Genomic DNA, 15,435 nt, shown 5'->3' with positions numbered 1-15,435 from the left:
GACAGGGTAAAGCGGATGCCGGGCCATAATTGGGGGGAATTACTGACACAGAGTGCCGTTTCAGCCCCACTGCGCCAGCCTTCTATTTTATAGCGGGTGAAATCCTCCCCGTGCTGTTCGTCCTTGAAACGGCCCGGATAATCAAAAATCTCATACTGTGCCCACTGACCATTCAGGTTATCCGCTTCCTGCTCATAATATCCGGGCCAGTCGGGGACTTTAAACGTGTAGTCCTGGCTCGTCACGGAAGAGGGGCTGACGGTGGCCTCGTAACGGAACTGGCTGATGCACTCCGTGGTGACTTCCGTGGTTGTGTTCGGATTGAACGCTATGGAGGCCGGAAGCCGGGACAGTCCGGCGACGTTATCGCAGAGCGTCATTTTCTGGTCGGCTCCCTCCGGGGAGAACCGGTCAAAAAAGAAAATCCCTTCCTCGGACCACAGTCGTGTCAGGAACGCAAGGTCAGACTCGCCGTACTGGACGCAGAATTCCCGTGCAGGGTGGTCCTCGTAAAAACAGGGCGTCCAGGTGGTGATGCCGTTTTCACGCAGCAGGGTGTCAGAGATAGCCTGAATATCCTGCTGCTGGAAAATGCGGAAGTTCTGCCGCAGGGCGCAGCGCCAGAGAGGGGGCTGAATTCTGAAGCGGTACTGCATCTGCCAGCCGTCGTGCTCTTTCATGCCAAAGGTGGAAATCACGCCGCTGATACGGCGCAGCACCTGTGCACCCTGCCAGAGGGTCAGGGTGGCATTTTTTTCAAGCAGTTCTTCAGCACGCTGGCGGAAAGAGTCGCTGGCGACATCCACCTCCAGCATAAAGGGGAGTGAATATTTCTGGACCAGACGGAAACTGACCACCGCGAAGGTGGTGGAACTCTGCCCGTCAACTTCCAGCGTGAAACGAAGTCCTTTCAGTGACATAAAATGCCTCTCTGATGCATGACAGGAAAATAAATACTGCGGCAGTAGCTGAGAGTGATATTTATATTCAGGCACGCTACCGCCGAAGTTTCCGGCATCTGCCATCTCCCGTGAATAAAAACGTAATGCGATATTCTTCGAATGGTTTTAGCTTTTCTCTGCATATTTTGAGCAGTATATTCCATGTCTGCGAATATCGGTTTCCTCTTGCTGTAATAATTAAAAATCATACAAATATATTATATTTGTATGATCCTTACGATGTTATTTAATCTTTACCATTCGGAAGTTAATTATCATTATATATTGCTGAAATGAATGGTTGCCTTGTTATCTGTGTAATGCAAACATTATTACCATGTCATTTTTCGCTATTTTGTGTTGTATATCACAGCACAGAGAATTCATACATTATTTTAAAAAATCGATTTAAAAATGCTCCTGCGGACGTATTATTGTTGTCATAACTGAATCTGTATTATTTCCATTCCAGTGAATGGTTGCTGCGGTGTCCATTCCGGATATGTTCTGTTATTGCTTGCAAATATAACCTGAGGAAATGTTATTGCCGGTAATAACAAAGACGGCAGTATTCATCCTGGATCTCTTAATCATTGCGGGAGTTAATACCATGGCTTTTGAAGAGCGTTATTACCTGGAAGAGCTGGACTATCTTCGTCAGATGGGGAAATTAATGGCAAAGGAAAAGCCCTGGCTGGCCCGTTTCCTGGCGGAGAAGGATGGCGATCCGGATGTTGAGCGCCTGATGGAGGCTTTTGCACTTCTTTCCGGTGGACTGCGGCAAAAACTGGAAGACGGGTTTCCTGAATTCACTCACGGGATCATCAGGATGCTGTGGCCTAATTATCTGCGTCCGGTTCCTGCCATGACGGTCATTGAATACCGGCCTAAAAACCGGCTGAAAAAGCCGGTACAGGTTTGCCGCGATGCGTTAATCAGATCCCGTACAACAACGGGGTCATTATCCCTGAACCGGGGACCGCTGTCTGACAGCCAGTCAACGCGCCCTCCGGTCTGCCATTTTACGCTGGCCAGGGATCTCTGGTTACAGCCCCTGCATATCCGGGATATACGCAACAACAGTACCCTTAAAAAGGGCTGTATTGAGATTGATTTTTTTGCGGACAGCGGAGTGTCCCCGAATGCTCTGGATCTGAATAAACTCAGCTTCTGGCTGGGTAATGACGACGACTATACCCGGTATCAGTTGTATCTGTGGTTCAGTGAGTGCCTGATGGACGCCGAGCTGGTTGCCGGGGAGTGCCAGGTACCGCTGCCGGATGTATGGCTGGATCCGGCTGGGTTTGAGCGTGAGGACGCACTGCTGCCCTGGCCTGAAAGGGTCCACAATGGCTACCGGGTTCTCCATGAATATTTTTGCTTTCCGGAAAGTTTTTTCTTCTTCCACCTTCGTGGGGCGGTGTCATTGCCGGATGATTTTCCGCTCAGTCATTTTACGCTGAGGCTGCATTTTTGCGATCCGCTGCCGGGTGATGTCAAACTGGACAACCGTTCGCTGCGGCTTTACTGCACACCTGCTGTTAACCTGTTTATGCACACTGCTGAGCCGATCCGACCCGATGGTCGTGTGTTGCAATATCCGTTGCTTGCCAGCCGCCGACGCCCGGACGCGTATGATATTTTCCGGGTGGCGTCGGTGAGCTGTCACACTCAGGCCCCGGAGGGGGGGGCCGGGAAAGGTAAAAACAGACAGATGTGGCCTGAGTTTGAAAGTTTTGACCATCAGACAGAATTCAGTGGTCAGAGGAAAGTCGTGTACTGGCAGCACCGGACAAAAACCTCGCTACTCCATCGCGGCACTGAGCACACCGTCGCTTTCATACATGCCGATGGCAGCCAGCCGGACCCTTCCCTGACGGAAAATGAAGTCGTTACGGCTGAGCTGGTCTGTACCAACCGGATGTTACCTGAACAACTGCATCCCGGCGATGTCTGCGTCGCCGTGGGCAAAAATCCGGCAGTGGCCTCTTTCAGTAACGTTACATGTCCGACATGTTCACTCAATCCGGTGACCGACGATGACAGGCTCTGGTTGCTGATTTCCTGTATGAACCTGAATTATCTTTCCCTGCTGGAGCGGGAGGCGCTGATTGAGATCCTGTGCACTTTTGACCTGCCCGGTATTCATCATCCCCAACTGGCCCGGCTTTCACGTGAGAAACTGGATGCGATAGAACGAATGGAAACGAAACCGATAGACTGGTTGTTTAAGGGCGTTCCGAGGAGAGGGCTTGCCACCACACTGTGGATCAACCCGGCTCCGTTTGTCAGTGAGGGGGAGATATATCTGCTGGGGGCCGTGCTGTCACAGTTTTTTGCGCTGTATGCCAGTACCGGTTCATATCACCACCTGAAAATTATCAATACGGAAAATCATAAATCATGGATGTGGCGGAATAGCGGTCAACACCCCCTGATGTAACCGGGATGGCTTTTTAGGTCCCCAATGAGCGATGGTTATGGCTGCTAACAGAATCCGTGACAATCTATAACTATGAGCGTCCACATCTGGCCCAGAAATACAAAACGACCGATCATATTCAGCAAGCATTCGATAGACGGATAACTTTCAACTTATATCAGGACTCGTTAATTCTGAATTCACGGCATAAACCGATAGCCAATCCCGGTTTCGGTCAGAAAATGACGTGGACGAGCCGGGTCCAGCTCCAGTTTCTGGCGCAGGTGTCCCATATAGATTCGCAGATAGTGACTGTGCTCAACGGCGTTTGGCCCCCAGACCTGGTTCAACAACTGGCGTTGCGTCAGTACCTTCCCGGCATTATTCAGCAGTACCGCTAACAGGCGAAACTCAATTGGCGTCAGATGGATTTCCTCGTCGTCACGGTGTACGAGGCGGGCGGCGAGATCCACTTTTACGTTGGAAAAATGCACCACCGGTTCGGGGGACGCGCCGCTGGCGTGGCGCCGCAATGCCACGCGCAATCGCGCCTGTAGCTCGCCAATACCAAAGGGTTTACTGAGATAGTCATCGGCACCGGCATCCAGCGCGGCGATTTTATCGCTCTCTTCGCTACGGGCTGAAAGCACGATTACTGGAATTGCGCTCCACTGTCGCAGGTCGCGAATAAAATCAATGCCGTCGCCGTCTGGCAGGCCGAGATCGAGAATGATGAGATCGGGTTTTCGCGTGGCGGCTTCCAGCAGACCACGTTGCAGCGTTTCCGCTTCATATACACGCAGGCCATCGGCTTCCAGCGCGGTGCGCAGAAAGCGGCGAATGGCCTGTTCATCTTCAACAATCAGAACGTTTGTCACATATCCTCATGAAAATCTTCAAGTTCAGGGGGGATTTCCTGGGGCAGTGTAACACGGAAACAGGCTCCTCCCTGGGCACGATTATGGGCGGAAATGGTACCGCCGTGCACGTCCACAATCGCCTGGCAAATTGCCAGTCCCAGTCCAACGCCCGGTACCGATGACTCTTTGTTTCCTCTGGAAAACTTGTCAAAAACACGCTGTTCCATACCCGATGGAATACCCGGCCCATTATCCCAGACGTCCAGTTGCAGGTGCTCACCGTTGACGCTGGCATCAATGCCGATTTGCGCCTGCGGACCCGCGTATTTTACGGCGTTCTCCAGCAGATTAATCAACACCCGTTCAAAAAGCGGGCCATCGACATGGATCAGCGTCAACGGTTCGGGTAACGACAGATTAATCGGGGCTGAGAGTCCCGGCTCCAGCATCTGCAGGGCGCTGCCCACCACCTCTTCCAGCGTTAACCACTCCTTCTTAAGATTAAAGCCGCCAGACTGAATTCGCGCCATATCCAACAGATTATTAACCAGTCGGGTGGTATTCAGCACGTGCTGGCGAATCTCACTGGCCTGGCGCGCATGCGGCGAACCTTCACTGGCCAGATCCAGCGTTAAAATTTCAGCCTGACCGAACAGTACCGTCAGCGGCGTGCGCAAATCGTGGGACAGGGCGGCAAGCAGCGCATTGCGAATACTTTCACGCTCACTGGCAAACCGGGCCTGCTCTTCGCTGGCGGTCAGCGTCAGACGTTCCAGCGCACTCGAGACCAACAGGGTAAAGGTTTCCAGCAGGCGCTGCTGCTCAGGGATCATCAACTGACGCAGATTTCCCGGTTCCACTACCAGTAGCCCATGCGTTTTATCGGCGCTTTTTAGCGGTAAGATTTGGTACGGTACGCCCGGTAAGGTATCCGTGCCCGCGCCAGCTGGCTGCCCTTTGTCAAAACTCCATTGGGCAATGGCATCGTCCCATGGCGTCATGCCCTGTTGATGGGTGAGGGGCGCCAGCTTACCGTGTTCATCAGGTAATAAAACCTGACTACGGGCCTGAAACGTTGAGGCGATAAACTGTTCGCTGGTAGCGGCGATATCCTGCTGACTCCGTCCAACGGCTAACGCTTTCGACATCTCATACAGATGGCGCGTACGTTGTTCCCGATAGCGCGCCACCCGCGCCTGATACCGGACTCCGGCGGTGAGATTACCGATAACCAGCCCTACCGTTAGCATCACGGTAAAAGTGAGTAGGTACTGGACGTCGGAAACGGCCAGCGTCCCACGCGGGGCAATAAAGAAGAGATCGAAGCTGGCGACGTTAATAAAGGTTGCCAGCACGGATGGCCAGCGTCCGTAGAACAGGGCGATAACCACCACACCCAGCAAATAGAGCATTACCAGGTTAGCGGCATCAAAGGCCATCAGCCACTGCATCGCGATCAGCGTAATGATGGCACACAGCGCGACGGCAACCACACAACCCTGAATTTGTACCCGCCATTTATCTTTAAAGGTGCGGCTATCCGTAGTGGGTAGCGTCGGGCGTGAAGGCGGTTCGTCCAGCGCGACAATCATCAGATCGAGATCCGGTGCGCGATGGGCCAGTTTGTCGGCAAAGGAATCGCTGCGCCACCAGCGACGCGTTGTCGGACGCCCGAGCACAATTTTTCCCAGATTATGCTCGCGGGCATAGCGGATTACCGCTTTATCTTCAGCGGGATCGGAAAGTGTGGCGGTTTCCGCGCCCAGCTCCTGGGCTAATCGCAGGGCGCTTAAGATCGCGCGGCGCTGTTTTTCGGGGAGTCGGTGCAACGCTGGAGTTTCGACATACACTGCGTGCCAGACGCTGCCGAGACGCGCCGCCAGTCGCGCGGCGGCGCGTACCAGTTTTTCGCTGCCAGTGTTGTGCCCAATGCACAGCAAAACGGCGTCGCGGGTATGCCATACTTTCTCTTCCCCTGGACGTCCGCGCCAGGCGCGCATTTGATCGTCCACCCGATCGGCCGTGCGGCGCAGGGCCAGCTCGCGCAGCGCGATCAAATTACCTTTGCGAAAGAAATGCTCGATGGCTCTTTCCGCCTGACCGGCGATATAGACCTTGCCTTCATTCAGGCGCTGCCGCAAATCATCGGGGGGAAGATCGACCAGCACCACATCGTCAGCAGCATCGAAAAAAGGATCGGGGACGGTTTCGCGAACCTGAATACCGGTGACGCCGCTGACCACATCATTGAGACTTTCCAGATGCTGTACGTTAACGGTGGTAAAGACGTCGATACCGGCTTCCAGCAGCTCTTCAATATCTTGCCAGCGCTTAGGATGGCGTGAACCTGGCGCATTACTGTGCGCCAGTTCATCCATTAAAATGAGCGCCGGACGGCGGGCCAGGGCGGCATCGAGATCGAACTCGCTGATGTGACGACCATGACGCGCGTGTCGCTTTAGTGGCAGGATGCTGAGACCGTCCAGCAGCGCGGCGGTCTCTTTGCGTCCGTGGGTTTCCACCACGCCAATCAGCACATCTAACCCCTGCGCCCGCAGCCGCTGGGCTTCCGTTAGCATGGCCCAGGTTTTGCCGACGCCCGCGCAGGCACCGAAGAATATTTTTAGTTTTCCGCGGTGCGGGGCAGTGGTCTGCTCCAGCAGACGATCGGGGTCGGGACGTAAGGGTTCGCTATGCATGTCCTTTTTCTCAGTGCTTATCCAGCGCTAAATTAAGTTCCACCAGGTTCACCACCGGCTGGCCGATAAAACTGACCAACGGCTTTTGCGTGTATTGTGCAACCAGGCGCGACACCTCTTCAACGCTGAGGTTGCGGGCCTGCGCCACGCGGGGAATTTGCCAGGCCACCGCGTCGGGCGTCAGGTTGTTATCCAGCCCGCTGGCCGACGCGGTTACCAGCTCTAGCGGAACGGCAGGATTAGCCTGTGGATTGGCAGCACGCAGCGCGGCAATCCGGCTTTGCAACTGTTTATCCAGTTCCGGGTTGCTGACGGCCAGATTACTGCCGCCAGAAGCCATGGGATTATAGGGCATTTCCGCCGTCGCAGACGGACGCCCCTGAAAATAACCGGCGGCGGTAAAATGTTGCCCAATAAGTTCAGAGCCGCGAACAACCTGATCTTCGCGGATCAAGGAGCCGTTAGCCTGGTGGGGAAACCACCACTGCCCCAGCGCGGTGGTCAGCAGCGGGTAAGCCCCGCCGGTTATAAGCATCAGGAAAATCAATGTTGATAATGCAGGACGTAATCCACTCATCTGAAACCTCACACCAGACCCAGCAGGGTCAGCAGTACATCAATCGCTTTAATGCCAATAAATGGCACCACCAGACCGCCCAGGCCGTAGATCCATAAATTACGGCGCAACATTGCAGATGCGGATAACGGCTTGTAGCTCACGCCTTTAAGCGCCAGTGGGATCAGAAAAATGATTATCAGCGCATTAAAGATAACCGCGCTGAGGATCGCTGAGTCCGGCGAATGCAGTCCCATTACGTTAAGTGCATTGAGCTGCGGATAGGTGGCGGCGAACGCGGCCGGGATAATGGCGAAATACTTTGCCACGTCATTGGCGATACTGAAGGTGGTCAGCGAGCCGCGCGTCATCAGCATCTGTTTACCAATGTGCACCACTTCAATCAGTTTGGTGGGGTTGGAATCAAGATCCACCATGTTGCCAGCTTCCTTCGCCGCCTGGGTCCCGGAGTTCATGGCGACCGCGACATCCGCCTGCGCCAGTGCCGGGGCGTCGTTGGTTCCGTCGCCGGTCATCGCCACCAGACGGCCTTCCGCCTGATACTGACGAATCAGCGCCAGCTTGGCTTCCGGCGTGGCCTCCGCTAAGAAATCATCCACCCCGGCTTCAGCGGCGATCGCGGCGGCGGTCAGGCGGTTATCGCCGGTGATCATCACCGTTTTGATCCCCATTTTGCGTAGTTGGGCAAAACGTTCTTTGATCCCGCCTTTCACAATATCTTTCAGGGCTATCACGCCCAGTACGCGGGAGCCTTCGGCTACCACCAGCGGCGTAGCGCCAAGGCGAGCGACGTTGTCGACCTTCTGCTCTACATCGGCGGGGAAGTGACCGCCATTGGCTTCAACGTGACGACGAATAGCATCGACCGAACCTTTGCGGATCATACGGTTGTCGATGTTGATACCACTCATCCGACTTTGTGCGGTAAACGGCACAAAGGTAGCGTGCAGCGATTGCACGTCGCGAATACGCAGATTAAAGCGTTGTTTTGCCAGAATTACGATGCTGCGGCCTTCCGGCGTTTCATCGGCCAGCGATGAAAGCTGTGCGGCGTCGGCCAGCGTTTTTTCGTCCACCCCCTGGGCGGGCAGAAAATCTGAAGCCTGACGGTTACCCAGCGTAATGGTGCCGGTTTTATCCAGCAGCAGGACGTCCACGTCACCCGCGGCTTCGACCGCACGTCCGCTGGTGGCAATGACGTTCGCGCCCAGCATACGGCTCATCCCGGCCACGCCAATGGCAGAAAGCAGACCGCCGATGGTGGTGGGGATCAGACAAACGAGCAGGGCAACCAGTACCGTGACGCTGACCGCGCTGCCGCCCCAGGTGGAAAATGGCCACAGCGTGGCGGTCGCCAACAGAAAAACGATGGTCAGGGCAATCAGCAGAATCGTCAGGGCGATTTCATTGGGGGTTTTACGCCGCTGCGCGCCTTCGACCATGGCGATCATCCGGTCGAGGAACGTTTCACCGGGGTTTACGCTGCATTCGATCACCAGCCAGTCGGAGAGAATGCGAGTCCCGCCGGTGACCGATGCAAAATCGCCACCGGATTCACGAATAACCGGCGCAGACTCACCGGTAATCGCGCTTTCGTCCACCGATGCGCCACCTTCGATCACCTCACCGTCACACGGGATAATATCGCCAGCTTCCACCAGCACAATATCGCCTTTACGTAAATCATCGGCAGGGACGTGATCCATGGCCGAGCCGTATTTTGGTTCGCGAAGTTTGCGGGCAAAAGCGGTTTTTTTCACCCCTTTCAGGCTGTTCGCCTGTGCTTTACTGCGCCCCTCAGCCAGCGCTTCGGCAAAGTTGGCGAACAGGACGGTGATCCACAGCCATAGACTTATCGCGCCGGTAAACCACGGATTGCCTGGCATATAACCTGTTGCCATCGCCAGCGTTAACAACGTGGTCAGCAGACTACCCAGCCAGACGAGAAACATCACCGGATTACGCCATTGGGTATGTGGGCTTAATTTTTTCACGGCATCCATCAGCGCCTGTGCGACCAGAGAAGGTTCGAACAACGCCAGTTGCTTGCGACTCATAGTAATGTGCTCCGCATCACTCAGTGTAATGACAGGTATTCTGCGACCGGGCCAAGGGCCAGGGCAGGAACAAAGGTAAGAGCGCCAACCAGTAACACCGTACCGATTAACAACCCGACAAACAGCGCGCCGTGGGTGGGTAGCGTGCCCGGGCTTGCTGGCTGGATCTTTTTACTGACCAGCGACCCGGCAATAGCCATCACGGGTACGATCACGCCGAAGCGACCGAAGAACATGCACAGAGCCAGCAGGCAGTTCCAGAACGGGCTATTGGCGCTTAATCCGGCAAAGGCGCTACCGTTGTTGTTCGCGGCAGATGACACGGCATACAGCACTTCACTAAAACCATGTGGACCCGGGTTGAGCATGGCGCTACGCCCGGCATCGGTCATCATTGCTATTGCTGTGCCGAGCAGGACCAGCGCAGGGGTGACCAAAATGGCCAGCGCGGTCATTTTCATTTCGCGCACGTCGATTTTCTTACCCAGGTATTCCGGTGTTCGGCCAATCATAAGCCCGGCGATGAACACAGCCAGCAGTACGAACAGCAGCATGCCGTACAGACCTGAACCCACACCGCCGAAGACCACTTCGCCAATTTGCATCAGCCACATCGGCACCATTCCGCCGAGTGCGGTAAAGGAGTCATGCATCGCAATCACTGCGCCACAGGATGCCGCCGTTGTGACGACCGCAAACAGACTGCTGACCAGTACACCAAAGCGGCTCTCTTTGCCCTCCATGTTGATATTGCTGTTTGCACCTAACTGCATCAGATGCGGGTTGCCCTGAACTTCGGCCCACATCACGACGGCTACGCAGATGACAAAAATGAGCGACATGGCCCATAACAAGGTCCGTCCCTGACGACGATCGCCCACCACATCGCCAAAGGCAAAACACAGCGCGGTAGGGATCAAAAAGATCGCCAGCATCTGGACCAGGTTGGTCAGCGCGGTTGGGTTTTCAAACGGATGTGCTGAGTTAGCGTTAAAGAAACCGCCCCCGTTGGTGCCGAGCATCTTAATCGCTTCCTGCGAAGCGACAGGTCCCATCGGCAGCAACTGTTTCACCCCTTCAAGCGTCGTGATGGGCTGATAGGGCAATACGTTTTGCAGCACGCCTTGTTGAATAAAAAACAGGGCGATGAGCAGCGCGATCGGCACGAGGATCCACAGCGTAATACGAACCAGATCGACCCAGGCATTACCCAGCGTATCCATACTCTGGCGCGTAAAGGCACGAATCAGGGCAAAAATCACCGCAATCCCGGTCGCCGCGGACAGGAAGTTCTGTACGGTCAACCCAGCCATCTGGCTGAAGTAGCTTAAGGTGGTTTCACCGCCATAGGATTGCCAGTTGGTATTGGTGACAAAACTCACCGCCGTGTTGAGCGCCAGATGCCATGAAAGTCCTGATAGCTGCTGAGGATTCAGCGGCAACAGATTTTGCGCCATCAGCATCGAAAACAGGACCAGCAGGCCCAGCACATTGAGCGCGAGGATTGCCAGCAGATACTGCCGCCAGTTCATCTCCTGCTGCGAAATACCCAGACCACGCCAGAGCACACTTTCCACGCCAGCAAGGCCCGGCAGAGACATATTATTGATGAGTCGGGCCAGCCCAAACCCCAGCGGTCTGGCGATGACAAACAGCACCAGCAAGAAACTGGCAATGAGTAAAAATCCTTGAGCCGCCATCAGAACGCCTCCGCATTAATCAGGGCATACACAAGGTAACCTAATAATAAAAAGACCAGCCCAATGCCGGTTATCACGCCTGCACTCACAGTGCACCTCCAGTGGCATAAATGTGATAACCAGAGCGTAGGTTTTTGCTTGCAAAGATTTCGCAAAAATCGGCGGGCAGGGTGTAAAAAAAGTATAAAAATGGCAAAGACCATTATTTAACTAATGATTAGTATTAATTTAACTTTTATGTAACTTAATTACTTTTTTAAGCTAAACGGGGCATAAATAGATAAAAATAAGTGGTCGGATGAGTAGTAAAATTACACACAAGGCGGTATTATTTTCATCAGTTAACCAACTTTATTTTTCCGGTGCGATTCACCGAACAGTTATATGGGAGAGGATTATGGACTTTTATAAAGAATATCCAGCACACATTGTTTTCTTACGCCGTACCTTTGCCGTGGTGGCGGGCGTACTGGCGCTGCCGGTCATGCTGTTCTGGAAAGACCGCGCCCGTTTTTACAGCTATCTGCATCGCGTCTGGTCTAAAACCAGTGATAAGCCGGTGTGGATGGAGCAGGCGGAAAAAGCCACCTGCGATTTCTACTGATAGCTAATAAATCCCCAAAAGCCGCTGATATCAGCGGCTTTTTTATTGATGATAGCTACACTTATCTCAGGAATGAGAAAGGAGCGATCATGAGCGAGAAAATCCCTGTTGGTATCAGTGCCTGTCTGTTGGGGGAGGCGGTTCGCTATGATGGTGGGCATAAGCGCCTGGCCTTTGCTGTGGAAGAACTGTCGCCGTGGGTCGCGTTCGAACCCGTATGCCCTGAAATGGGGATCGGGTTACCAGTCCCGCGACCTGCGCTGCATCTGGTCAAAGAGGGCGAGGCTGTTTCCCTGCGTTTTAGTGATAAGCGCGAGGGGGATTTGACAGACGCCATGACGGCTTTTAGTCAGCGACAAAGCGATCGTCTGGCGCATTTGTGCGGTTACATAGTCTGTGCGAAATCACCCAGTTGCGGTATGGAACGGGTGCGAGTCTACGACGCGGAAGGCAAAAACAACCGTAAAGCCGGACGAGGGATCTTTACGTCTGTGCTGATGTCGACGTTACCCTGGCTCCCCGTGGAAGAGGACGGGCGTTTGCACGACCCGCAGATTCGGGAAAATTTTGTTGAGCGCATTTATGCTTTGCACGAGCTCAATACTATCCGACAGCAAGGGTTAACGCGCGGCGCATTAATCGATTATCATAGTCGTTACAAGCTATTACTGTTGGCCCATTCCCAGCCGGACTATCGCGAACTCGGGCGTTTTGTCGCGGCGATTGGCGAATGGCAAGATCTGCAGGCTTATTTTGTCGAGTATCGCTTAAGGCTGATGAGTTTGCTGGCTCATCTTCCCTCCCGTCGCAACCATACCAACGTGCTGATGCATGTCCAGGGCTATTTCCGTACGCAATTAAATTCTCGTCAGCGGCAGGAGCTAGCCTCTCTCATTGACGGTTATCGACGTGCGACTCAACCGCTGCTTGCGCCAATAACATTACTCAAACACTATATGGCGGAATACCCGGATGCTTATCTCTCCGGGCAGCGCTATTTCAATCCCTGGCCAGAGGCTCTGCGTTTGCGCTACGGGCGTTAAGTTTTTTCTTCAGGAGTGTTATGACCACCCATTTGGTCTGGTTTCGGCGTGATTTACGCCTGCACGACAACCTCGCACTGGCGGCTGCTTGCCGGGATCGTTCCGCGCAGGTACTGGCGTTATATATCGCTACCCCCGAGCAGTGGAAGGCCCACGATATGGCCCCGCGCCAGGCGGCATTTACCTGCGCACAGTTGAATGCGTTACAAACGGCGCTGGCAGAAAAAGGTATTCCTCTACTGTTTCACGAAGTGGCTGATTTTGCGGCCAGCGTGGACATCGTCAAAAGTGTTTGTCTGCAGCATGACGTCAGTCGATTATTTTATAACTATCAATATGAAATAAACGAACGGCAGCGGGATGCAAACGTAGAAAAATCATTACCCCAGGTGGTGTGCGAAGGGTTTGATGACAGCGTGATCCTGCCTCCGGGGGCGGTGATGACCGGCAATCATGAGATGTATAAAGTGTTCACGCCGTTTAAAAATGCCTGGCTGAAGCGGATTAAAGACGGTATTCCAGAATGTGTGAGCGCGCCGAAAGTGAGAGAAAGTGGCGCTCTTGACGCACCGTTAACACCAATTAAGCTGAGCTATCCACAGCAAGATTTTGATGCGCAGAGGTTTGTGGCAGATGAAAAATTGGCCATCGCGCAATTACGCCAGTTTTGCCAGCAGGCTGCGGGAGAATACGAACAACAGCGTGATTTTCCAGCGATTGACGGGACCAGTCGATTATCCGCAAGTCTGGCGACAGGCGGGTTATCGCCGCGCCAATGCCTGAATCGACTGCTCGCGGAGCAGCCGCAGGCGCTTGAGGGCGGGTCAGGTAGCGTCTGGCTGAACGAGCTTATCTGGCGTGAGTTTTATCGCCACCTGATGACGTATCATCCGGCGCTGTGTCGGTATCACCCCTTTATCCGCTGGACCGATCGCGTGCAATGGCAGAATAACCCGGCGCATTTGCAGGCCTGGCAAATGGGTCAAACGGGTTACCCGATTGTAGACGCGGCGATGCGTCAGCTCAACGCCACGGGCTGGATGCATAATCGTTTACGCATGATTACGGCCAGTTTTTTAGTGAAAGACCTGCTGATCGACTGGCGCAAAGGCGAGCAGTATTTCATGTCGCAACTGATCGATGGCGACCTGGCGGCCAACAACGGCGGCTGGCAGTGGGCCGCGTCTACCGGGACCGATGCCGCACCGTATTTCCGCATATTTAACCCCACGACGCAGGGCGAAAAATTTGACCGTGACGGTGAGTTTATCCGCCAGTGGCTGCCGGAACTGCGCGATGTGCCGGGTAAAGCGATTCATGACCCGTGGTCGTGGGCGGAAAAAGCGCAGGTGACGCTCAACTATCCTCGCCCGATTGTCGATCATAAGCAGGCAAGACTGGCGACGCTGGCGGCATATGAGGCGGCGCGTAAAGAGTAAAGGCATGGTGGATTTTGCGTAATGCCTTCCAGCAGAATGAAAGTGTTGCGGTCTGGGGCTTTTAGCGCTGAAGCGTGCGCGCAAGGTTGTTAATGCCCTGATGCAGATGCTTTTATCTGGCAGTAAAGTTCCGTCATCTTCATTCAGGTGATGGAACTTGATGACAATGCCAACAACCTCCACACCGCATGATGCGGTGTTTAAAACGTTTTTACATCATCCCGAAACCGCGCGGGATTTTCTCGACATTCACCTGCCAGCTGAACTGCGGACGCTTTGCGATTTGAATTCGCTGAAGCTGGAGTCAGAAAGCTTTATTGAAGCGGATTTACGTTCGCGCTACTCCGACGTGCTCTGGTCTTTGCACACACGCAACGGTGACGGTTATGTCTATGTGGTGATAGAGCATCAAAGTTCAGCCGAGCCGCATATGGCTTTTCGTCTGTTGCGTTATGCGATGGCGGCGATGCAGCGCCATCTGGACGCAGGGCATAAGGAACTGCCACTAGTGATACCGATGCTCTTTTATCATGGCTGCCGAAGCCCCTATCCGTACTCATTGTGCTGGCTGGATGCCTTTGCCGACCCCGTGGCGGCAAGACAGCTTTATTCCAGCGCATTTCCGTTGGTAGACATAACGGTGGTACCCGATGATGAGATCATGGCTCACAGACGAATGGCGCTGCTGGAATTAATGCAAAAACATATCCGTCAGCGGGATTTGCTGGGGCTGGTAGAGCAACTGGCCACGCTGCTACTTACTGGATGCGCTAATGACACGCAATTACAGGCGATGTTTAATTACATCCTACAATCTGGCGACGAATCTCGTTTTAATGAATTTATGCAGGAGATAGCGCAACGGATCCCCCAACATAAGGAGAGGCTGATGACTATTGCAGAGCGGTTACGGTTAGATGGATTACAGGAAGGGTTACAGCAGGGTAAACAAGAAGCCGCATTACGTATAGCGCAAACCATGCTGGAACAAGGTATAGATCGCACAATGGTGCTACTGGTTACAGGTCTTACTGAAGAGGAACTCGCAACAATTCATGCATAATTACCTGAAAAAACAGGCCCGAATCTTATC

12 protein-coding genes are annotated in these 15,435 nt (G+C 53.9%); 5 read left to right on the top strand and 7 right to left on the bottom strand.

The window, feature by feature from the left end; translation table 11 throughout:
• Positions 1 to 920: type VI secretion system tip protein TssI/VgrG (tssI, locus tag FDX14_RS06570; protein ID WP_137349232.1), on the bottom strand; the 920-nt coding region annotated here is incomplete at its 3' end.
• Between the two features lie 631 nt (positions 921 to 1,551).
• Here tssI and tssF point away from each other — a divergent pair.
• The gene (gene tssF, locus FDX14_RS06560; protein ID WP_137349230.1) at positions 1,552 to 3,384 is read left to right on the top strand and encodes a type VI secretion system baseplate subunit TssF; all 1,833 of its coding nucleotides are present in this window, start codon (positions 1,552 to 1,554) and stop codon (positions 3,382 to 3,384) included.
• A 179-nt stretch (positions 3,385 to 3,563) separates the two neighbouring features.
• On the opposite strand, the gene kdpE is transcribed toward tssF, so the two are convergent.
• The 6 genes from kdpE to kdpF are packed head-to-tail and all read right to left on the bottom strand — an operon-like array spanning position 3,564 to position 11,345.
• On the bottom strand, positions 3,564 to 4,241 hold the full coding sequence (gene kdpE / locus FDX14_RS06555) for a two-component system response regulator KdpE (protein ID WP_042309758.1): 678 nt from the start codon (positions 4,239 to 4,241) through the stop codon (positions 3,564 to 3,566).
• Complete coding sequence (kdpD, locus tag FDX14_RS06550) at positions 4,238 to 6,922, bottom strand: two-component system sensor histidine kinase KdpD (protein ID WP_137349229.1); 2,685 nt, start codon at positions 6,920 to 6,922, stop codon at positions 4,238 to 4,240. Before kdpD ends, kdpE begins: the two co-directional genes overlap by 4 nt.
• 10 nt (positions 6,923 to 6,932) lie before the next feature.
• Positions 6,933 to 7,499, bottom strand: coding sequence for a potassium-transporting ATPase subunit KdpC (kdpC, locus tag FDX14_RS06545; RefSeq protein WP_137349228.1), 567 nt, complete (start codon positions 7,497 to 7,499; stop codon positions 6,933 to 6,935).
• 8 nt (positions 7,500 to 7,507) lie between these two features.
• Positions 7,508 to 9,556 (bottom strand): potassium-transporting ATPase subunit KdpB, encoded by a 2,049-nt coding sequence (kdpB, locus tag FDX14_RS06540; RefSeq protein WP_137349227.1) that lies wholly within the window; start codon positions 9,554 to 9,556, stop codon positions 7,508 to 7,510.
• Positions 9,557 to 9,576: 20 nt separating this feature from the next.
• Entirely contained in the window at positions 9,577 to 11,256 is a 1,680-nt protein-coding gene (kdpA, locus tag FDX14_RS06535; protein ID WP_137349226.1) for a potassium-transporting ATPase subunit KdpA, read from the bottom strand.
• Positions 11,256 to 11,345: a K(+)-transporting ATPase subunit F gene (gene kdpF, locus FDX14_RS06530; protein ID WP_077949339.1), complete on the bottom strand. Its 90-nt coding sequence runs from the start codon at positions 11,343 to 11,345 to the stop codon at positions 11,256 to 11,258. The genes kdpA and kdpF overlap by 1 nt, the downstream gene beginning before the upstream one ends.
• A 308-nt stretch (positions 11,346 to 11,653) precedes the next feature.
• Here kdpF and FDX14_RS06525 point away from each other — a divergent pair, with 308 nt between their 5' ends.
• From FDX14_RS06525 to FDX14_RS06510, 4 genes are all read left to right on the top strand, one after another.
• Positions 11,654 to 11,860 (top strand): YbfA family protein, encoded by a 207-nt coding sequence (locus FDX14_RS06525; protein ID WP_003022870.1) that lies wholly within the window; start codon positions 11,654 to 11,656, stop codon positions 11,858 to 11,860.
• 89 nt (positions 11,861 to 11,949) lie between these two features.
• A complete protein-coding gene (locus FDX14_RS06520; protein WP_137349225.1) occupies positions 11,950 to 12,903 on the top strand; it encodes a YbgA family protein in 954 nt (317 codons plus the stop codon).
• A 20-nt stretch (positions 12,904 to 12,923) separates the two neighbouring features.
• Entirely contained in the window at positions 12,924 to 14,342 is a 1,419-nt protein-coding gene (gene phrB, locus FDX14_RS06515) for a deoxyribodipyrimidine photo-lyase (protein WP_137349224.1), read from the top strand.
• A 160-nt stretch (positions 14,343 to 14,502) separates the two neighbouring features.
• Positions 14,503 to 15,405, top strand: a complete 903-nt coding sequence (locus FDX14_RS06510; RefSeq protein ID WP_137349223.1) for an Rpn family recombination-promoting nuclease/putative transposase — start codon at positions 14,503 to 14,505, stop codon at positions 15,403 to 15,405.
• The last annotated feature ends 30 nt before the right edge of the window (positions 15,406 to 15,435 follow it).

Origin of the sequence: Citrobacter sp. wls710, from assembly GCF_005281115.1 — a bacterium.
GTDB lineage: Bacteria > Pseudomonadota > Gammaproteobacteria > Enterobacterales > Enterobacteriaceae > Citrobacter > Citrobacter werkmanii.
This window is presented reverse-complemented; position numbering and strand designations above follow the sequence as displayed.

Bases quoted from the DNA above. Each gene is read 5' to 3' on its own strand.
- tssF (WP_137349230.1), top strand. From the start codon at position 1,552: ATGGCTTTTGAAGAGCGTTATTACCTGGAAGAGCTGGACTATCTTCGT.
- kdpD (WP_137349229.1), bottom strand. From the start codon at position 6,922: ATGCATAGCGAACCCTTACGTCCCGACCCCGATCGTCTGCTGGAGCAG.
- kdpC (WP_137349228.1), bottom strand. From the start codon at position 7,499: ATGAGTGGATTACGTCCTGCATTATCAACATTGATTTTCCTGATGCTT.
- kdpB (WP_137349227.1), bottom strand. From the start codon at position 9,556: ATGAGTCGCAAGCAACTGGCGTTGTTCGAACCTTCTCTGGTCGCACAG.
- kdpA (WP_137349226.1), bottom strand. From the start codon at position 11,256: ATGGCGGCTCAAGGATTTTTACTCATTGCCAGTTTCTTGCTGGTGCTG.
- FDX14_RS06525 (WP_003022870.1), top strand. From the start codon at position 11,654: ATGGACTTTTATAAAGAATATCCAGCACACATTGTTTTCTTACGCCGT.
- FDX14_RS06520 (WP_137349225.1), top strand. From the start codon at position 11,950: ATGAGCGAGAAAATCCCTGTTGGTATCAGTGCCTGTCTGTTGGGGGAG.
- phrB (WP_137349224.1), top strand. From the start codon at position 12,924: ATGACCACCCATTTGGTCTGGTTTCGGCGTGATTTACGCCTGCACGAC.
- FDX14_RS06510 (WP_137349223.1), top strand. From the start codon at position 14,503: ATGACAATGCCAACAACCTCCACACCGCATGATGCGGTGTTTAAAACG.